16 protein-coding genes and 1 tRNA gene are annotated in these 19,965 nt (G+C 64.5%); 10 read left to right on the forward strand and 7 right to left on the reverse strand.

Going from position 1 to position 19,965, the window contains the following annotated elements; genetic code table 11:
• The first annotated feature begins 880 nt into the window (after window positions 1-880).
• Entirely contained in the window at window positions 881-2,908 is a 2,028-nt protein-coding gene (locus EHV23_RS09745) for a UvrD-helicase domain-containing protein (protein WP_125095903.1), read from the forward strand.
• Window positions 2,909-2,972: 64 nt separating this feature from the next.
• On the opposite strand, the gene EHV23_RS09750 is transcribed toward EHV23_RS09745, so the two are convergent.
• Entirely contained in the window at window positions 2,973-3,503 is a 531-nt protein-coding gene (locus tag EHV23_RS09750; RefSeq protein WP_158615914.1) for a c-type cytochrome, read from the reverse strand.
• A 285-nt stretch (window positions 3,504-3,788) separates the two neighbouring features.
• On the opposite strand from EHV23_RS09750, the gene EHV23_RS09755 reads away from it, so the two are divergent.
• Together EHV23_RS09755 and EHV23_RS15250 are read left to right on the forward strand one after the other, a co-directional pair.
• A tRNA-Arg gene (locus EHV23_RS09755) sits at window positions 3,789-3,864 on the forward strand.
• 101 nt (window positions 3,865-3,965) lie between these two features.
• Window positions 3,966-4,142: a hypothetical protein gene (locus tag EHV23_RS15250; RefSeq protein WP_158615915.1), complete on the forward strand. Its 177-nt coding sequence runs from the start codon at window positions 3,966-3,968 to the stop codon at window positions 4,140-4,142.
• Window positions 4,143-4,348: 206 nt separating this feature from the next.
• Here the strand turns inward: EHV23_RS15250 and EHV23_RS09760 are convergent, their stop codons facing one another.
• Entirely contained in the window at window positions 4,349-6,301 is a 1,953-nt protein-coding gene (locus EHV23_RS09760) for a patatin-like phospholipase family protein (RefSeq protein ID WP_125095905.1), read from the reverse strand.
• An 82-nt stretch (window positions 6,302-6,383) separates the two neighbouring features.
• On the opposite strand from EHV23_RS09760, the gene EHV23_RS09765 reads away from it, so the two are divergent.
• A complete protein-coding gene (locus tag EHV23_RS09765; RefSeq protein WP_125095906.1) occupies window positions 6,384-6,896 on the forward strand; it encodes a DNA-deoxyinosine glycosylase in 513 nt (170 codons plus the stop codon).
• 13 nt (window positions 6,897-6,909) lie between these two features.
• On the opposite strand, the gene EHV23_RS15255 is transcribed toward EHV23_RS09765, so the two are convergent.
• Entirely contained in the window at window positions 6,910-7,050 is a 141-nt protein-coding gene (locus tag EHV23_RS15255) for a hypothetical protein (protein ID WP_158615916.1), read from the reverse strand.
• Window positions 7,050-7,751: a DUF4254 domain-containing protein gene (locus EHV23_RS09770; protein WP_125095907.1), complete on the reverse strand. Its 702-nt coding sequence runs from the start codon at window positions 7,749-7,751 to the stop codon at window positions 7,050-7,052. Before EHV23_RS09770 ends, EHV23_RS15255 begins: the two co-directional genes overlap by 1 nt.
• Window positions 7,752-7,862: 111 nt before the next feature.
• Here EHV23_RS09770 and EHV23_RS09775 point away from each other — a divergent pair, with 111 nt between their 5' ends.
• The 5 genes from EHV23_RS09775 (at window position 7,863) to EHV23_RS09795 (ending at window position 14,412) form a co-directional block, all read left to right on the forward strand.
• Window positions 7,863-8,921, forward strand: coding sequence for a glycosyltransferase family 9 protein (locus EHV23_RS09775; protein ID WP_158615917.1), 1,059 nt, complete (start codon window positions 7,863-7,865; stop codon window positions 8,919-8,921).
• A 183-nt stretch (window positions 8,922-9,104) separates the two neighbouring features.
• Window positions 9,105-11,228, forward strand: coding sequence for a TonB-dependent receptor (locus tag EHV23_RS09780; RefSeq protein ID WP_158615918.1), 2,124 nt, complete (start codon window positions 9,105-9,107; stop codon window positions 11,226-11,228).
• 391 nt (window positions 11,229-11,619) lie between these two features.
• Window positions 11,620-11,874 carry an AbrB/MazE/SpoVT family DNA-binding domain-containing protein gene (locus EHV23_RS09785; protein ID WP_125095910.1) on the forward strand — a complete coding sequence of 85 codons (255 nt, stop codon included), beginning with the start codon at window positions 11,620-11,622 and terminating at the stop codon, window positions 11,872-11,874.
• Between the two features lie 94 nt (window positions 11,875-11,968).
• Entirely contained in the window at window positions 11,969-12,379 is a 411-nt protein-coding gene (locus EHV23_RS09790; protein ID WP_125095911.1) for a type II toxin-antitoxin system VapC family toxin, read from the forward strand.
• Between the two features lie 11 nt (window positions 12,380-12,390).
• Entirely contained in the window at window positions 12,391-14,412 is a 2,022-nt protein-coding gene (locus EHV23_RS09795; RefSeq protein ID WP_125095912.1) for an RNA-binding domain-containing protein, read from the forward strand.
• A 509-nt stretch (window positions 14,413-14,921) separates the two neighbouring features.
• Here the strand turns inward: EHV23_RS09795 and EHV23_RS09800 are convergent.
• Complete coding sequence (locus tag EHV23_RS09800) at window positions 14,922-16,346, reverse strand: basic amino acid/polyamine antiporter (RefSeq protein ID WP_125095913.1); 1,425 nt, start codon at window positions 16,344-16,346, stop codon at window positions 14,922-14,924.
• A 179-nt stretch (window positions 16,347-16,525) separates the two neighbouring features.
• Complete coding sequence (locus tag EHV23_RS09805; RefSeq protein ID WP_238990415.1) at window positions 16,526-17,506, reverse strand: homocysteine S-methyltransferase family protein; 981 nt, start codon at window positions 17,504-17,506, stop codon at window positions 16,526-16,528.
• Window positions 17,507-18,069: 563 nt separating this feature from the next.
• Between EHV23_RS09805 and EHV23_RS09810 the strand changes: the two genes are divergently transcribed.
• A complete protein-coding gene (locus tag EHV23_RS09810; RefSeq protein ID WP_125095914.1) occupies window positions 18,070-19,146 on the forward strand; it encodes a Fic family protein in 1,077 nt (358 codons plus the stop codon).
• 181 nt (window positions 19,147-19,327) lie between these two features.
• Here EHV23_RS09810 and EHV23_RS09815 read toward each other — a convergent pair whose 3' ends face one another.
• Complete coding sequence (locus EHV23_RS09815; RefSeq protein ID WP_420813055.1) at window positions 19,328-19,957, reverse strand: UbiX family flavin prenyltransferase; 630 nt, start codon at window positions 19,955-19,957, stop codon at window positions 19,328-19,330.
• Window positions 19,958-19,965 lie beyond the last annotated feature (8 nt).

A 19,965-nucleotide genomic window follows, 5' to 3' on the forward strand; every position in this document is an offset into this window, starting at 1 on the left:
TAAGGGATGACAGCTCCTCCCGTTTGACAGGCACATCTCCATTTGATCTCACAGAGTTATCCACAGGCCGGTGGACAAAATGCCCCCGTCCCGGCCTTCCCGCCTCTTCCTGCAGCTCTCCCCACGGCTCCTGCCCCATGTCGCGGTCGCATTCGCCCCCGGAAAGCCCACTTTGGAGGCACAACGCAAGCTGGCTGGGCGCCGGAAATCCCCGGCGCTCCACTCTGCACACTATTTAGTCACCCCTGTGCCAGGCCGCGCCAGCCGGGCGTTTCGACGGGTTGCCTGGGAGCTTGTCACACAGTTATCCACCGTTTCTGTGAAAAAACGCACCGTTCATCGGCCCGGCACGCGTCCCAACCCCCGTCACCTGCCGTTCGTCGGCCCTGTTCTTGCACAAACTCCCGGCTTCTGTGCAGACCAAAAAAGTGGCAGGGACGATGCCCATCGCACAGATCCCCATAATTAAGGGACCATCCTGCCTGCAGGTACAGCTACCCACAGAGTTATCCACCGTTTTTGTGAACAACTCACAGGGCAACGCGGTCACGATGCCGGAATCGTCAGTCACGGTCGCAGGAAGACGCAGCCTGTTTTACTTCAGTACCCCGGGGCCAGTTTTCAATCGTCGCTACGACCACCGGAATGCGCAGCTGCTCACACCGGGAGACGCAAAACGCCCCACGCAGCGCCTGCAGAAACGCTCCGTTGCAAGGACTCACCATCCCGGCTGCCCGGCGGGGCGGATTCGTCCGATAATAGCCCCCCCACCCTGCTCCTCAGTACATCTCCGCAAAGACTTTTGCGTGAACGCACACTTCACTATTTTCCTTGTAATTACGTGGTGTAATGCGTAATTACGATTCTTTCCTCTATTTCCGTGGCCGATCTCAACCCCGCCCAGTCCCAGGCCGTCAGGCATCTGGATGGTCCCAGTCTCGTCATTGCCGGTGCCGGCTCGGGCAAGACCCGCGTCATCACCGCCAAGCTCTCGCACCTGATCGATGCCGGCTTCACCGGCCGGGCCATTGCCGCCATCACCTTCACCAACAAGGCGGCGGCCGAAATGGCCGAGCGTTTTGCCCAGCAGAGGAAGCTCCCAGCCTCCGAGCGGCCAACCATTTCCACCTTCCACTCGCTGGGCATGAAGATGCTGCGCACCAGCGGCCGGGGTATAGGGCTGAAGCCGTCGTTTTCGATCTTCGACAGCGACGACTGTGCCGGGCTGCTGGCGCAGCTGCTGCAGACTACCGACCGCAAGCTGATCAAGCTGGCCTCGGCGAAGATCTCGCTCTGGAAAAACGCCCTGACCGAACCCGAGCAGGCGCTCAAAGAAGCCCGCGGCGAGAGCGAGCTGCGCATCGCCCGCGCCTTCATGGAATATCAGGCCACGCTGGACGGCTATCAGGCCGTGGACTTCGACGACCTGATCCGCCTGCCGCTGAAGCTGCTGCGCAACGACCAGGAGGCCCGCAAACACTGGCAGGAAAAGCTGCGCTACTTCCTGGTGGACGAGTACCAGGACACCAACGCTGCCCAGTACGCCCTGCTGAAGGAGCTGGTGGGCGACCGCTGCGGCCTGACCGCCGTGGGCGATGACGACCAGTCCATCTACGGCTGGCGCGGTGCCTCGCTGGAGAACCTCAAACGGCTGGGGCAGGATTTTCCGAACCTTACCGTCATCAAGCTGGAGCAGAACTACCGTTCCACCCGCACCATCCTGCACGCCGCCAACACGCTGATCCAGAAGAACCCCAAGCTCTATGCCAAGACGCTGTGGTCAGCCCTGGGCGAGGGCGATCCGCTGAAGGTGCTGCCCTGCGACGACGATGAGGACGAAGCCGAAACCGTGGTCAAGCGCATCCAGGCGGCCCGCTTCGAGAAGCGCCTGCCGTGGTCGGACTTTGCCATTCTGTATCGCGGCAACCACCAGGCACGCGTCGTCGAACAGATGCTGAGAAAAGAACATATCCCCTACCAGATCTCCGGCGGCCAGTCGTTCTTCGACAAGGCCGAGATCAAGGATCTGTGTGCCTATCTGCGCGTGCTGGCCAACGAGGACGACGATCCAGCCTTCATTCGCGCCGCCACCACACCACGGCGCGGCATCGGCCCGCAGACGCTGAAGGTGCTGGGCGAATACGCCGGTGAGCGCGACATCAGCCTGTTTCAGGCCATGTTCGAAGCAGGCGTCGAGACCCGTCTGCCCGAAAAACAGCTCTTTCCGCTGCGCCAGTTCGGCGAGTTCATCAACCGGCTCAAGTGGCGTGCCGAGCGTGAGCCAGCCTCGGAGGTGCTGGATGGCCTGATCAGCGCCATCGACTACCAGCTCTACCTGCAGGAGCAGGGTGACGAGCGCAGCGCCACCAACCGCTGGCAGTATGTCTGCGAATTCCGCGACTGGATTGCCAAACGGGCCGACGAAGACGGCAAGACGCTGATCGACATGGCCCAGCACATCTCGCTGGTCACCCGTCTGGAGGGTCGTGACGAGGAAGGCGACGCCGTGAAGCTCTCCACCGTACACGCCAGCAAGGGACTGGAGTACCCGCACGTCTTCCTGATCGGCGTGGAGGAAGGACTGATGCCGCACGCCGGCCGCGAGGACGACAGCCTCGACGACGTGAACGGCATGCCGGTGGATCGCGAAAAAATCGATACCGAGCGCCTGGAAGAGGAACGCCGGCTGATGTATGTGGCCATCACCCGTGCCCGCAAGAGCCTGACGCTCTCGTGGTGCCGTCAGCGCAAGCGCGCCCGCCAGATGGTGGACTGCCAGCCCTCACGCTTCATCACCGAAATGCAGCTGGAGCCCGAGGGTGCCCGCAACGCGCTCGTTTCGGCCGACGAGGCTCGCAAGAAGCTGGCTGCCCTGCGGGCCATGCTGGAAGCACGCGGCAACGCCTGAGCCGGCAGGATCAATCCTCCCCCTCTTGCGAATCGGCTGGATCAATCCCCCCTTCTCGACGGGATCACTCCTCCCCTTCTTTCTTCTCGCCCTCGACCTTGGGTGCCTCGAAGGTGGCGCCACCGGCCTTGGCCATGTAGGTCATGGCGTTGGCGATTTCCTGGTCGGTGTACTCGCCGCCACCCTGAGCCGGCATGGCGCCCTTGCCCTTCAGGGCCGACTCCAGCAGGGCGTCGGCGCCCTTGTCGATACGGGCCTCCCAGGCATCCTTGTCGCCAAACTTGGGCGCACCGGACACGCCCGTGTTGTGACAGGCCGAGCAGACTTCCTTGAAGACGACCTCACCCGCACGGGCCGGACCACCGCCTTTCTTCTCCTTCAGCTCGAAGCCGGCCACCGGACGGATGCGGGCCTCGATGGCCTCGGGGGACATTTCGTCTTCGGGCCGGGGCTTGCTGCCCGAGGCGCCCACCACCATGGCGATGATGACGACCGGCAGCACCAGCGCTGCCGTGACCACCACCACCATCTGGGTCGTGGACTTGAAAATGCCGGCCGGCCGGCCAGAACCGGCACCGGGGTTGGTGTTTGCCATGGATGCTCCGCGCGTGTGTTCTTGATGTGATGATCTGGAGCGTGTCATGGGCTCATTCGTCCCCAGGGGGACGAAACACGCTCCAGGAGCGGACACCAGCATGCCGCCGTGCCAGAAAGGCACAGGCGCGTCGCGGCCGGCGTACCGCGTGGATGCTCTTTTATAGAGCAAAGCGCCCATCCCCATTTTGATCAGGATCAGCCCGGGTAGCGCGCGGGCCGCCGGATGGTTCACACAAAACACTGGACGGCCGCGCGCAAAACCAGTATCCTTATCAAGATCAACGCGCCCGTAGCTCAGGGGATAGAGTATTGGCCTCCGAAGCCAAGGGTCGCACGTTCGATTCGTGCCGGGCGCGCCACTTTTCCTTCTGCCGCACAGCGGCCCTGCGGCTGCATCCCAAACCGCCCTTCGGCAGAAGTTCGCGGCGCAGCAGCCCGCTCCGGGTGCGCCCCCTGCCCCATGCCAGAATCCACCCCCATCCAGCGCACCACCACCACAGCCCGCTATCTGCTGGCGGCGGGTGCCGTGGTGTCGGCTTCAGCCATCATCAAGGGGTCCATTGCCGGCTCGCTGCTGGCCTGGCTGATGCTCCTGCTGGGCGGCGGCATGCTGATGGCCGCGCGCCGCGCGGGCTGATCGCACAGCCCCGGCGCACTGTCTGCCCCCCACTGTCGCTGCCCCTCCCGGTCTTGTCCGCCCCTGTCCGGTCTCCTGCCGGAGAGGAGCACCCCGCGCCCAGTTACCGCGGTGGATATGCACACTGCTACCCGGCTGCCCCGCAGCCATCCGACGACATCACGGCCCGCTCAAGGAGCCTCTGCGCCCCTTGACGCGTACTGCCGTCATTTTTCCGTTTTTCGGCCGCGCTTGCGGGCGTGTTCCGCCTTGCGGGCACCAACGCCACGACCAGTATCACCACGGCCATCATCCCCACGACCGCCATCCCCACGGCCATCATCACCGCCACTATCACCGCGGGCACCCTCCCCACGGCGCTTGCCATCTCCAGCGCGCAGGCCATCTTCCTTGCGCCCTCCGCCGTTCGCGCTGCGTGGAGGCAGGCGGCCTGCCCGCTCGAACAGCTTGTCAGACGGTTCACCCAGCGTGTGACCATCGGTGAGCGTCAGGGGCATATCGTCAATGAGATCTCCGTCTGCATCGGCAGGGATTGCATCCCTGCCCCCGCCGACTGACATACGCCCGTCCGGGGCAGACCCGATCCCGACGCGTCGCCGGTCATCCGTGGAAGCCGACCCTGCGGCCGCCCCATCTACGGCAGCCATGGAACCACGGCCGGCACCTGCCGTCCTGTCCGCCTCAGCGGACCGCCCAGCACCATCCCTGCGTGCCCTACCATCCCCGCGTGCCCCTCCAGCCACCTGGCCTGACCCGATATTCACGCGCCCCGGGCCACGCGTATCTGCCCCATCGGCCTGGGAGGCATCCGCCCTGGCCAATCTCGCGTCACGCGCACCAGCAGCAGCGCCCGTGTGTTCACCGGACGCACCTGCGATGCCAGCACCTGCGGCGCCAACACCTGCGCCAACACCTGCAACGGCAGCGCCTTCAGCAGCACCGCCTTCGGCAACACCATCGCGGTCGAAACCAGCGCGGTTCGTGTCGCGGGCAGCCTTGCCATCTCGCGCCCGGGCAGTGCCATCGCCCGCACCAGCGGCAGCATCATCAACACCACCATCAACACCAGGGACACCAGCGGCACCAGCAGTACCGGAAGCACCATCAGCGCCAGCGGTACCACCGGCACCGGCAGCACGGCCGGAACCTCCTCCCCTGCCAGAACCGGCGGAACCAGAACCAGCCGGACCAGCACCAGCAGAACCTGCACCGGCCCCACCGTCGTCATCCATCACGGTATCCACCCGTGCCTCGTCCCCCCACTGGCCGCCGGCCAGCATCGCACCGCCGAACTGCACGTCGGTGCGGAAGACCCCCAGACCGAACAGCTTCAGGAACGCCTCGGCGTCCTGACGGCCCAGTTCGTACGTCTGCTGAAAGCGTCTGGCCGAGGTGAAATCCCAGCTCGCCACTGGCACCGGCGCGGACGGCTGCACATAGATGCGCCCTTCCATGGCAAACACGGGCGTCTTGCGGTTGTAGGTGCGCGTGGTCAGCACCAGCGTCTGGCCCGGCACATCGGCCACCAGATCGACCGGCACTGGATCCACCAGCTCGCCCGTCACCACCCGCTCGCCCTCGAACTCCACCGCCGGCACCAGCGGCGGATACGCACTGCTGGCCTGCAGCAGATCACACATCTCGCGCTCGGTGCGGCAATCCTGCAGCCGCTTGACCAGCGGCACGAAGATTTCGGCACGCTCCGGTTTGGCGTGCAGTGACGCCGGCACCAGCCGTGCATCGCGCCGGGCTTCGCGCCAGCCCAGCCTGTCGAGCTGACGGTCGCTCAGCGCAGCCGGCGCCACCGCGCAGGCCACACGGATTTCGGGGGCCTGCCACATCAGCTGGCGGAAGTGCTCGCCCCCCAGCAGCGCACGCATGGCCTTGCGGTAGATGCCTCCCTGCCGGAACAGCGGTTCGTCCTTGCGAAACAGGTTGACCCAGGCCATGTTGCTGCGCACCCCGGCCAGCTCGCGCTCGTACCAGGCCAGCGCCCGCCGGGTGTCGTTGGCGTGGACCAGACAGGCCATGAAGGCCCCCATCGATACCGCACCGATCACCCGCGGCCGCAGCTCGATTTCTGCGCGCAGCACCTCCCAGAAGCCCGCCTGCCACCAGCAGCGATGCCCGCCGCCCGCAAAGACCACCTTGTCAAACATGCCCCAGATCCAATAGATATCCGCCGGTCATTCTACCGTTGCCATCGCGCACGCCCAGTCACAATGCGAGACAATCCGCGCCATGGCAACAACCGATCCTGCCGTGCACCAGGGCCTGCCACCGGTCTGGCGCCGCGATGCCCTCATCCTGCTGCTGGGCAGCTTTCCGGGCACGGCCTCACTGGCCGCGCAGGCCTACTACGCCCACCCGCGCAACCAGTTCTGGCCCATCATGGGCCAGCTCACGGGCGAGCCCCTGCCCGCCCTGCCCTACGAACAGCGCCTGCACCGGCTGCGCGAACACCGGCTGGCCCTGTGGGACACCGTCGGCCACTGCCAGCGCCAGGGCAGCCTCGACAGCGCCATCCGCCACGCCCTCACCAACGAATTCGGCCCCCTGCTGGCCCAGCTGCCCTCACTGAAACTGGTGGCCTTCAACGGCCAGCATGCCGGCCGCCAGCGCCGCTTCTTCGACGAGCAGGGCTACGCCACCGTGGTGCTGCCCTCCACCAGCCCGGCCTACGCCAGCCTCACGCTGGCGCAGAAGGCCGAACAGTGGCTGGCAGCGCTGGCACCCGTGCTGAAGGCAAAGTAAAGAAAGTATCCACTTACTTCTTTCGCAACCCGAACCCCTGCGGCGCCAGCAGCAGGAAGGCCAGCACGGCTGCGGCCAGATCGGCCAGCCGCGTCTTCAGCGGCCGGCGTGACGACGGTTTTTCGCCTTGCGGCAGATGACCCGGAATATCCATCAGGCTCCCCTTTCGGCCACCAGGGCCGGATTGAACGCCGGGTCGTTATACATCTTGAACTGGCGGTACACCTTGAAATATGCCCGCCCCGCGCGACAATCGGCCATCAGCTCGTCCAGGCAGCGGCCCAGATCGTTGCGCTGCGTCTCCAGCCGGGCCAGCCGTGCGCGCGAAGCCTCGCGGTGCGCCTCGTCCACATCGGTCCGCGCCGTCTGCGCCTTCATGGCCCGCACCTTCAGCGCCATGATCGACATCCGGTCGATGATGCTGCCGGCCGTCTCGCTGTTCATCCGCGCCTGCTGGCCGGCCAGGCTCACCGGCGAATCACCACCCACCGATGCCGGATCCACCAGCCCCAGCGCCAGCAGCAGCAGCTCGTCCACCCGTTCGGTGGCATCGTTGCGGGCCTGGTTGTAGCCATCGATGGCCCGCTTGTTGCCGGCGATCTCCTCGGCCGACACACGGGTGCGGCGCGCCAGGTCTTCCTCGTCCCACAGCAGGCTGTTGAAACGGTGGTTGTTGGCCACCCAGTGCCAGAGCTGCGCCCCGGGCTCCGTGGCCGGCGGCGGCACATCCAGTGCATGGCCATCCGGTGCCTGCCCGGCCTTTGCCCAGCCCGGCAGCGCCAGACACTGCTGGTGAAACGCGATGACGGCGGCCCCGTTCAGTGCCCCGGAGGTTGGCTTTTCTGCGCCCTGCATGGTTTTGACTCCATAATCGGTGGAACTTTCCGCATTATCCACAAAACCTGCCCCGCTCCCGTCATGCGACCCCTCATCGTGCGACTCCCCAACTGGGTTGGCGACGTCATCATGAGCCTGCCCACCCTCTGGCACCTGCATCATCGCGGCTACGCCCTGCAGCTGGTGGGCAGACGCTGGGCCGCCACCCTGCTGGCCGGCTGCGGCTGGCCGGTCCACACCCTGCCCGGTCCGCTGAAGGAACGCGTGCGCCTGCTGCGGCGCCTGCGGCAGGAAGGCCAGCTCCACGACCCGGATTTCGGCAAGCGCCTCAACACCCTGCTGCTCACCAACTCGTTCTCCAGCGCCTTCGAAACCTGGCTGGCCGGGCTCAACACCGTCGGCTACCGCCAGGACGGCCGCGGCTGGTTCCTCACCCACCCCGTTCCGCAACCGGCCCACCCCCTGCACGAAAGCCAGCGCTTCTGGGGCGCCGCCGCCACCCTCACCCCGCCACAGGACAACGACCCCGACCTGAAGCCCGGCACCCACGACGCCATCCCCTCACCGGAACAGATGCAGTGGCCCCACCTGCCCCTAACGGATTCGGCACGGGAGCGGGCGCTCACTTTGCTGTATCAGGCAGGGCTGCTCGAAGAGGCGGGCGCACGGCACAATCCCCATGGCCCGGGATCGCTGGCCGGGCATACCCATCCGGTCGACTATCCCACCCCGGCCATCCGGCCCTTTGCGATTCTGATTCCCTTCGCCACCGGCACCCTCGAAGGCAACAGCAAGGCCTGGCCGGGTTTTCCGGCGCTGTGCCGGCAGCTGGCCGAACGCATGCCGGTTCTCCTCGTGCCCGGCCCCGGCGCCGAAACCGCCCGGGCCCACGCCGACTATCCCACGGCACGGTCGCTGGATGACGTGCCGCTCGACGTGTACGCCGCCCTGCTCTCCCACGCCACCCTGGTCGTGGCCAACGACACCGGCCCCGGCCACGTGGCCGCCGCCGTCGGCGCCCCGCTGCTCTCCGTGCTCGGCCCCACCAACACCGCCCGCTACCGCGCCCTCGGTCCTCATGTGCACCTGGCCCAGTCCCGACCCTGGCCCAGTGAAGAGGCCGTCTGGCAACAAGTCGCGCAGATGCTGGCAGGACAGGCTGTGACACCACCCGGGCACGACAGGTAACGACAGAGAAACACTTCTGCGCACATTGCTTGCATAACGCCGCTGCAAAGGCCACACAATATGGCCGACCGTTTGTCGGCCGACGAACGGCGGACTACACTGAAAAACAACACCCATCACCGTCGGTACGTGCGCCCAGCCGGGGCCTGCACCCCGACAGGTCACCGTTTTCCGGAGTCGCTCATGTTCAAACGCAGCACCTGTGCCGCGGCCGTGATGGCCGTCTTTTCCCTGGCGGGCACCTCCGCCGCCCTGGCCCAGCAGGTCCACGCCCAGCGCGTCGAGGGCCAGACGGTTCACCCCGTGGAGTCTCCTGCCTCCCAACTGCCCACCTATCAGGAACCACAGGGTCAACGGCCACAGGGCCAGCAGCCCCGCCACTTCCAGACCCAGCGGGCGCCGCAGGGCAACACGCAGATGCCCGAAAACACGCAGGCGCCGGGCAACGCACAGCCCCCTGCCAGCACACAGCAGCAGCCCGCCGGCACCCAGCCCCCCATGGCCCACGCGCAGGAGCCGGCCCGCACCCGTCCTGCCCTGAATGACAGGCATACCAGCGGCCCGAAAATGATCACGGCCACCAACATGCCCGCCACGCTGGGTGAACTGACCAGCGACGTGGTCATTCTGCCCACCTACCATGCCCACCAGGATGTGAGCCAGCTCACCCCCTTCGAGCCGCTGGGCAGCATCCAGACCTTCTCGCAGGGCACCCCCGGCGCCTTCGGTGGCCTGTCCATCCGCGGCAACGCCATGCAGGACACCCTGGTGATGATCGACGGCTTCCGCGTCAGCCCGGCCAGCGGTGCCGACTTCTCGCTGCTGCCCATGTCCTACGGCAGCCGCACCGAAATCCTGCGTGGCCCCGGTTCGGCCATCTATGGCCAGAACGCGGGCGGTGGCGTGGTGCAGCTCCTGTCCGACGCAGCCGGTCCCGGCACCCGGGCCAGTGGTGAAGCCGGCATCGGCGGCCGCGGCTACATGCAGATGCGCGGACGCCTCTCGGGCGGCAACGACCAGATCACCGGCCGCATCGACCTGGGCCGCGAACGCGGCGATGGCTTCGATGCCACCGCCGGCGACTACCCCGGCCACCAGAACGACCAGGACAACTGGAAGCGCGACAACATCTCCGGCCGGCTGGACGCCCGGCTCTCCACCGCCACGCACCTGACCGTGCTGGCCATGCGCAACACCGTCAACGCCGACTTCGACGGCCTGCGCGGCAGTGCCACCGCCCTCGCGGCCAAGAAGCGCCTGGAACTGGCCGGCGTCAAGGCCGAGCATGAACTGTCGCCCGGCACCCGCCTGGACGCCAAATTTGGCCAGAGCAGCATCAGCAACACCTGGAACTACACCGACGGTGCCGACTGGGACAAGACCAAACTGCGCGAATACGGGCTGGGCATGAGCCAGCGGGTTCTGCCCAACGTGAATGGCCGGATCGCCTTCGAACGGCTGGAAGAAGGCTACGACACCCAGGGCCTGAAATCGCCCACGCGCACCACCAACGCGCTGCTGGGCAACGCCATCGGCACCTGGGGGCAGCACCAGCTGAACCTGGCCCTGCGCATGGATGACAGCAACCGCTACAACAGCACCTTCAGCCACCAGATCGGCTACGGCTACCGGCTGGCCCCCAACCTGCGCGTGGCGGGCAACCTGAGCACCGGCTACCGCATGCCGGACCTGGCCGACTACTATGCCAGCGCCGAGGGCAACCGCCTGAAACAGCAGCGCAACCAGACCATGGATGCCGGCGCCTACTGGCAGCCCGACAGCACCACCTACGCCAAGGCCGTGGTGTATCGCACCCGCGTGCATGACCGCCTGACCGTGGCCGGCGACTGCACCGCCGCCGTCAACTGCTCGCTGTTCAACCTGGGCCGCGCCACCATCACCGGTCTGGCCCTGTCGGTGGGTCAGGACACCGCCCCCGGCCAGGCCTTCAACGGCCTGCGCTGGCAGGCGAATCTGGACCTCGTCAATCCGAAGAACAACGCCACCGGCCGTGTGCTGCCCCATGTGGCCAAGCGCACCCTCAACGGCCAGGTGGACTACGGCTTTGGCGACTACAGCGTGGGCGCCGACCTGATGCTGAGCAACCGCCGCTTCTCCGACGAGGCCAACCAGCGTCGGGTGGGTGGCGCCCTGGTGGTGAACCTGCGCTCGGCCTGGCGCGTCTCGCCCGAGCTGACCGCCTATGCGGATGTGTACAACATCGGCAACCGGCGCAACGCCACCTGGCGCTACTACAACCAGCAGCCGCGCACAGTAATGCTGGGAGTGGCCTACTCGCCGCGGTGAGGCAAGGGTACGGGGTGACGGCAGCAGGTTGGGTCGTCACCTCGCGGAGACACAGAGCCGCCGGAACACGAAACCGGGCGCTGGCGCCTGAAAGCGATGGTCCTGACCATGCGATGGTCCGGACCGTGTGACAGGGGTGTGGCCGGGTTCCGGATCTGTATGGGGCGATGTCCGATGTCGGGGCGTCGCCTTTTTTGTGTCCGTCGGTTTTGTCCCACCGGAATTCTGCCGTTCGGCCACGCTGGACGGGGTGCACAATTCAGGAGCCTGACGATAGCAAGAAAGAATACGGTTTCAGGCTGTTCCTGTTCCCCTCCGTCCGGTATACCCCTTGCCCCAATGGGCCAACGGCAATACCATCGCCAATAAGTAATACTTTTGGTGCACACCCATGGCAACAACCCTGACCATCAAGGGCCAGGTCACCATCCCCAAGAAGGTCCGCGACGCCCTGCAGCTGCTTCCCGGTGACGGTGTCGAGTTTGCCTTCAACGAGGCGGGCCAGATCATCGTCCACAAGGCGGGGCAACCGCCCCGGAAGGCGCTGAATCAGGCCAATGCCGACCGTTTCGAAGCGGTTCGTGGCGCCGCCCAGATCAAGTGGCGTACCGATGAACTGATGGCACTGCTCCGCCAGCCAGACTGACTCCACAAGTTCCACGCCTGCCGGCCGCCCGGAAAGGCAGCCGCCCCACAGCACCGACGCCTCCCGACGTCATCCGGGAAAGGATGCGCCCCTCATGATCCTCGTCGACACCAACGTCCTGCTGGATGTGCTGGAAGATGATCCGGTCTGGGCCAGCTGGTCCATGCATCAGCTTCAGACCCAATCCATCATCCACGAACTGGTCATCAATCCCATCATCTATGCCGAACTGTCGACCACCTTCGAATCCGTCGATGCACTGGACGGCGTCATCCAGACGATGGGGCTGAAGTACCAGGAACTCCCGCGCCCAGCACTGTTTCTGGCATCCATGGCATTCGTCCAGTACCGGCGCAGCAGGGGCACGAAACACAATGTCCTCCCCGACTTCTTCATCGGGGCGCATGCAGCCGTTCATGGCTGGGCCATCCTCACCCGTGACTCCCGACGCTACCGGAACTATTTCCCCCACGTTCCGCTCATCACGCCAGACCCTGCTGTCTGACCGAAACCACCATGCTCCACATCCCCAATCTCGACACCTTGCCCCTGCTGCGCGAATCCGTTTCGATCGAATGCAAGCTGGCCATCGGTCGTGACGGCAAGGGAGCATTACCAGATGATTTCTGGCCTACCTACAGTGCCATGGCCAACACCGACGGCGGACTGGTGTTTCTGGGCATGCGCGAACGGCAGGGACGGTTCGAACCCGTGGGCATCGAAAATGTGGCCAAGGTACGTACCGAGCTGTTCAACAATCTGAACAACCGCCAGAAGGTCAGCATCAACCTCATCGGCAACGCCAATGTTCAGGAATGGGACGTGGCGGGCAAGACGCTGCTGATCATTGAAATTCCCCGCGCCACCCGCCGCCAGCGCCCCGTTCACCTGACGCAGAACCCGCTCAACAACAATACCTACCGCCGGCAGAACGAAGGCGACTTCCCCCTGCCGGATGAAGAGGTGCGACGCATGATCGCCGAGCGGGTGGAAGACAGCCGGGACAGTCGCATTCTGGACAAATTCGGCCTGAGGGATCTGGACCAGGAAACCCTGCGCGGCTACCGGCAGGTGTACCGCATCCTGAATCCGGATCATCCATGGGCCAACCTCGACGATCAAACCTTCCTGCAGATGATCGGCGGCTGGCGGGAGGATCGCCAGCAGGGTGAACAGGGCCTGACCGTTGCTGGCCTGCTGATGTTCGGCACCATGCCGTCCATTCAGGAGGCTTTGCCCTACTACATGCTCGACTACCAGGAACAGCCAGAATCTACCGACGCACTGCGCTGGTCGGACCGTCTGACGCTGGATGGCGCCTGGTCCGGCAACCTGTACGACTTCTTCCGCAAGGTCTACCTGAAGCTTACCGCAGACCTGAAGGTACCCTTCCGTCTGGAAAATGGCATCCGGCAGAACGAAACCCCGGTTCACACCGCCATGCGTGAAGCGCTGCTCAACACGCTGGTCCATGCCGATTACACCGATCGCGCCTCGGTGAAGATCGTCAAGCGCCCCGGCACCTTCCGCTTTCGCAACCCGGGCACCATGCGCATTCCGGTGGAGGCGGCCATTCAGGGTGGCGAGGCCGACTGTCGCAACCGCACGCTGCACAAGATGTTCCGGCTTGTCGGCCTGGGCGAGCAGGCAGGCACCGGTATCCCGAAAATCTTTCAGGGCTGGCAGTCGCAGCACTGGAAGCCCCCGACACTGTTCGACAGTTACACGCCCTTCAACCAGACCGTCCTGGAACTGGGCATGCTCGACCTGTTCCCACAGGACGTGATGGAAGCCCTGCACGTCATGTTCGGTGACGAACTCGAGCAGCTCGGTCACGACGAACGGCTGGCGCTGGCCCTTGCTGCTGCCGAGAATACGATCAGCCACGCTCGCCTGACCACGGTCTCGTCCGCCCACCCCGTCGAGCTGACCCGAATGCTGCAACGGCTCACCCAGGCAGGCATGCTGCAGGCTACCGGTTCCGGCCGTGGGACAATCTACTGCCTGCCAGGCCATGGGTTACCGACGGTGGATGCGGTTTTTGGTGCATCAGGCAGTTCGGACTCAAAGCAAAGGCGCCTGCTGCCCCCCAATAACCTTGTTTCCAACGAGCCCCTCATCCTCTCGGAACAACACGCCCCGAATCAACGCCCATCGAAGCCATCAAAGGTACGTGACCAACATGGCCGACTGTGTACAGATCAATTGCCCCTGCCGGTCATCGATGATCTGGCAGCGCTTTCCCCTTTGATGCGACAGCACCTGGAATCGTTGTGCCAGCAACCACGCCAGAAGCAGCGGCTGACAAGACCGGCCATGAAAGATGTCCTGCTTTCGGTCTGTGCACACCACTATGTGACACTTGGCGCTCTGTCGTCGCTGGTCAACCGAAAACCTGATTTTCTGCGAGACAGCTACCTTTCTCCGCTGGTCAAAGAACGCCTGCTGAAGCTCGCCTTTCCTACAACGCCAACCCATGACCGGCAGGCATACAGCACTGTGGCGGTAACGAAGGCCATGACAACAGACCCATGCTAGAGCGTGTCACGGACTCACTCGACCCCGCGTTACCCCCACCCTTTCAGGCCATGGCTCACAAGGAGGCCCGTACGCCACAGTTCTGTTGACAGGACGAGGGTTCTCCCAAGACCATGCCTGCCCCCCTGTCAAAGGCCGCAATTCTCCTGTTAAGCCGTATCTGCTCCCCTGCTAACAGCCCACTGCTGTTGCCAAGCGGCATCTGCTCCCCTGTTAACGGTTCAGGATCTCCTGTTAAACCACGCACGCTCCCTTGCTAACCGTCCCTGCTCCCCTGTTAACAGGCCCTGTTCTCCTGTCAAACGACGTCCGCTCCCCTGTTAACGGACCAGGACATCAACATCAGTTGACCAAGACACTGTCACCAATCTGGTAATAACCAATGAACGGCTTGCCACAGCAGCGGCCGGCTCCGCTTGCATTGGTTCAAGACTGGAATAGAGGCATGGGCATACCGATTCCCAAGGTGTAGATTCGTCCCTCGAATCGATACCAACTCCCACCGGCCATCACAACTTCTCCACCACCTGCCTCACCGCCGGCACAGCCAGCACGGCCAGCACCACCAGCACCGCCTTCTCCCACCCGTTGAACCGCCACGTCCCGTGGTGCCGCCACTGCGAATACAGAAACAGCAGCACCCCCGGCAGGTACAGCAGCACCGAGAACAGCAGATACTCGGTACCGGCCGCGTAGACGATCCACAGCGCATAGAGCGTGGCCGCCGCCCCGATGAGCCGGTACTTCACCGCCAGACGCTGCGCAAACGACAGCTTCAGCAGGTAGGCGCCCACCAGCAGGTAGGGAATCAGGATCATCGACGTGGAGATCATCAGCAGCGCTTCGTAGCTGTTGCCCGTACGCCAGACCAGGAACAGGCACAGCTGCACCGTCAACGTGGTGAACAGCAACGAGCCGTGCGGCACTTCATTTTTGTTGAGCCGGATGAACGACGGCGGAAATGCCCCGTTCTTCGCCCCCAGATGCGGGATTTCGGTGGCATAGAGCGTCCAGCTCAGGTAGGAGGACAGCACCGACACCATCAGGCAGACGGTGATCAGCACCTTGCCCCAGCCACCCACCATGTACGCCAGCACACCCGCCATCGATGGATTCTCCATCGTGGCAATGTCGGCCCGCGGCAGTACGCCCTGCGCCAGCAGCGTGATGGCCACATACATGGCCAGCGTCACCACCACGCCGATCACCGTCGCCCGGCCCACGTCGGCACGGCTTCTGGCGTGCTTCGACAGCACGGCAGCCCCCTCGATGCCGGTGAACACCCACAGCGTGATCAGCATGGTGTTCTTCACCTGCGTCAGCACACTCACGTCGGGGTTGTCGGGCGTGGCCAGCGAGGCACCGGTCCAGTCGGACATGAAGACATCGGGCCTGAAGAAATACGCCGCCAGGCCGATGAACAGCAGCAGCGGAAACACCTTCACCAGCGTGGCCACCAGATTCACCCCGGCCGCTTCCCGGATGCCACGCGCCACCAGCGCATACACGAGCCACGCCACCGCGGATTCGCCCACGAAGGCGGCCAGCGTATTGCCCTTGCCAAACACCACCGCACCCGGCGCATCGACAAAGGTGCCGATACCCTCGAAGGCCACCACCAGATAGCCGACGATGCCCACCGTGGTGCACAGCCAGTACCCCCACGCCGAGAAAAAGCCCATCAGCTCACCAAAGCCATCGCGGGCATAGGTGTAGATGCCCCCATCCAGTTCGGGACGCAGCCGGGCCAGACAGGCAAAGGAGATGCCAAGAAAGATGATGCCCACGCCGGTGATCAGCCAGCCGATCAGCAGAGCCTGCGATCCGGCCACCGCCGCCATGTTCTGCGGCAGGCTGAAGATGCCCGAGCCGATCATCGAGCTGATGACCAGCGCCGTCAGTGCGGCCAGGCCGATCCGGGATTTTTCACTCATGATGTGTTTGACAGAGAAGGAGAGGCGTCATTCAGGCACGCACCCCGTGATGGTACGGACGCAAAATACGGACGCAAAAAACAGCAGCCCTCCGGGCATGGGTACCATGCATGCTGCAGGGGGCTGGTTGCAGGGGGCAGAGGTTGCAGGGGAGGATTGCAGGCCGGCAGGGTACGGCCTCAGCCAAGGTGCTGCGCCAGCTCCCTGATGTGTTCCGGCCCGATGCCGCAGCACCCACCCACCATGTCGGCACCGGCCGCGACCCAGGTCTGTGCCCAACGCAGATAGGCTTCGGGCTGTGTATCCTCTCGCACGCCGCTCAGTTCGCCGTTGGCATCATCACTGTTGTTGTCTTCGGTGACCAGCGCGTTGGCATATACGCCCAGCCGCAGCCGGTCGCCGCAGATGTCCCTGGCCACGCGCACGGCCGCTTCCATGATTTCGGGCGCACTGCAGTTGAAGAGCAGCGCGGCGGCCCCCAGGTCCAGCGCCAGCCGGGCGGCCTCGGCCACCGTTTCGCCCGAACGCAGCACCGGCACCTCGTGTGGCACGGCATCATCCAGCGTGAACGACAGCCAGAACGGCTTGCCATCGTTGGGCAGCACCTCCCGCCAGGTACGCGCCTCGGCCAGCGACGAGATGGTCTCGGCCAGCCAGATGTCCACGTACGGCGCCAGCCCCGCCACCAGCGGTGCTGCCAGCATGGGCGCCCGAGCCGCCTCGAACAGGTCCGGACGATACGAACCGAACAGCGGCGGCAGCGACCCCGCCACCTTCACATCCCGCCCGCTCTGCGTGGCCGCTTCCCGGGCCAGGCGGCCAGCCGTGGCAGCCAGCGTCTGCGCCTCCAGCTCGAACCGGTCACCAATATGGAAGGGTACGACCGCATAGCTGTTGGCGGTGATCACCTCTGCACCGGCCCGGATGAAGTCCAGATGGGCATCGCGTACGGCATCCGGCGCCTCGGTCAGCGCCAGCGCCGACCACTCCCACTCCGGCTGGCGGAACGGCGCACCACGCCGCAGCAGCTCGCGGCCCATGCCGCCATCGAGAATCAGTACCCGGCCTGCGTTCTGCCGGCGGTCCGTATTCAATCCACCGTCCACATTCAACCCGGGATCCATGTTCAGTCCGCCATCCACATTCGGCCCGCGATCCATGTTCAGTCCGCCATCCACATTCAACCCACGATCCATACTCAGTCCGCCACCCACATTCAGCCCGGAATCCCTATGCGGTCTGCTGCCCACATTCATCCTTCTGCCCACGCCCCTGACATTGTCCACAACGTTATCCACACATTCATTCATAGGCTTGCCCACAGACTTGTTCACAGCGTCGTGCCCGGCACGACCTCTGTCAGCATGATCCATGGACCTTCCATTTGTAACGTTAATCAACAATTGAGCAGTATAGCGCAGCCCTTGTCCGGGCACGGGGTTCGGAACTGACCTGTCGAACGCATCGACACATCCAGCGGATATGTCGATTTTCGGGCTCAAAATCGACACGTCGGGGCTGACATGTCGAATTTCGGGCCAAAAATCGACACGTTGGGGGCGATATGTCGATTTCTGGCCTCAGAATCGACATATCATGGCCCACAGGTCGATGGATTCGACACGTGGCGCCCGTTCATAACGAGCCGACACCATTCCTGCCCGGCCAGCTCCGGACAGCACGCGCCCCTCCTCCAGGCAGTACATCACCATCCGTTCCCGCCATGGCTCACAACCGCACTCTTCCCCACAACGACCTTCCGCCCCTGCCCCCTGCCGCAGAGCTGGAAACCCGTGCCGTGCTGAAACGCGCCATCGAAGCCAACCGGGTACTGGCCAACCTGCGGGGGCTGGCCGCGCAAATCCCCAACCAGATCCTGCTGATCAACAGCATCGTACTGCAGGAGGCGCGACTGTCTTCCGAGATCGAAAACATCGTCACCACCAACGATGCGCTCTACAAGGCCGACATCGACCCCGATGGCAGGACCGACCCCCACACCAAGGAGGTGCTTCGCTACCGCGAGGCGCTGAAGTTCGGTTTCGCGGCACTGAAGGATCGCCCACTGTCCACCAACCTGTTCGTGGACATCGTGCGCATCATCAAACAGCAGGACATCGGTGTGCGACGCACCAGTGGCACGGCACTGAAGGACGGTACGGGGCAGATCATCTACACACCGCCGGTGGGCGAGTCCGTCATCCGGGACAAGCTGGGCAATCTGGAGCACTTCATCCACGCCGAGGACGACTTCGACCCCCTGGTGAAGATGGCCGTGATGCACTACCAGTTCGAGGCCATCCACCCCTTCGACGATGGCAATGGCCGTACCGGACGGATCATCAACCTGCTGTATCTGGTGCAGGCCGGGTTGCTGGACATCCCGGTGCTTTTCCTGTCGCGCTACATCATGGCAAACAAGCCGCAGTACTACGCCCTGCTGCGAGGTGTGACCGAACAGCAGGCATGGGAGCCCTGGGTGCTGTACATGCTCGACGCCATCATCAGTACCGCCCAGCAGACCCACGATCAGGTGACCCGTATCCGCACCCTGATGGAGGAGGTGCGTCAGCGTGTGCAGCAGGAGGCCCCCTCCATCTACAGCAAGGATCTGATAGAGGTCATCTTCCGCCATCCCTACACCAAGATCCAGTTTCTGGTGGATGCCGGCCTGGCCCAGCGCCAGACGGCGTCGAGCTACCTGCAGAAACTGGCCACCCTGGGCGTGCTGCGCCCGGAGAAGCAGGGGCGCGAGACCTACTACATCAACGATGCGCTGTTTGCCGAGCTGGCGCACTGATCTGTCGATTGCATCGACAGATCCCCCGGATATGTCGATTTTCAGGCTCGAAATCGACACGTCTGGGCTGACATGTCGAATTTCGGACTAAAAATCGACACGTTGGGGACGATATGTCGATTCCTGACCTCTGTACCTGTCTACCCGGAAGCATCCGGACAACGGTCGATCCCTGGCCCCATCACTGACATCGACCCACGCTTCCCGGCGATTCCGCCGGACCCTGATGCGCCATCCGCCCACCATCCCATCGCGGCAGCGCCGGCACATCGATGCCGAACAGGTCCAGTGCCCGGGCCACGCTGTGCGTCACGATGTCATCGACCGTCTGCGGCTGTGCATAGAAAGCAGGCACCGGCGGGAAGATCACACCCCCCATCTCCGTCACGCGGCGCATGTTGTCGAGGTGAGCCAGATTGAGCGGTGCTTCGCGCACCATCAGCACCAGCCGGCGACGCTCCTTCAGCACCACATCGGCAGCGCGGGTCAGCAGGTTGTCGCCCAAGCCCTGGGCCATGGCGGCCAGCGAGCGCATCGAGCAGGGGGCCACCAGCATGCCCAGCGTACGGAACGATCCGCTGGAAATGCTGGCCCCCAGGTTCTGCACCGGGTGCACCACGTCCGCCAGGGCCTGCACCTCGTCACGGGTGATGGCGGTTTCCATCGCACGGGTCATCTCGGCACCCTTCGACAGCACCAGATGCACCTCCACACCGCCCACCGCCCGCAGCAGCTGCAGCGCCTTCAACCCGTACTGAAAACCACTGGCGCCGCTGATGCCCACGACGAGGCGTGGCCTGTCCATACTCATGTTCAACA

It is taken from the genome of Lautropia dentalis, assembly GCF_003892345.1.
Classification (GTDB): Bacteria; Pseudomonadota; Gammaproteobacteria; order Burkholderiales; family Burkholderiaceae_E; genus Lautropia; species Lautropia dentalis.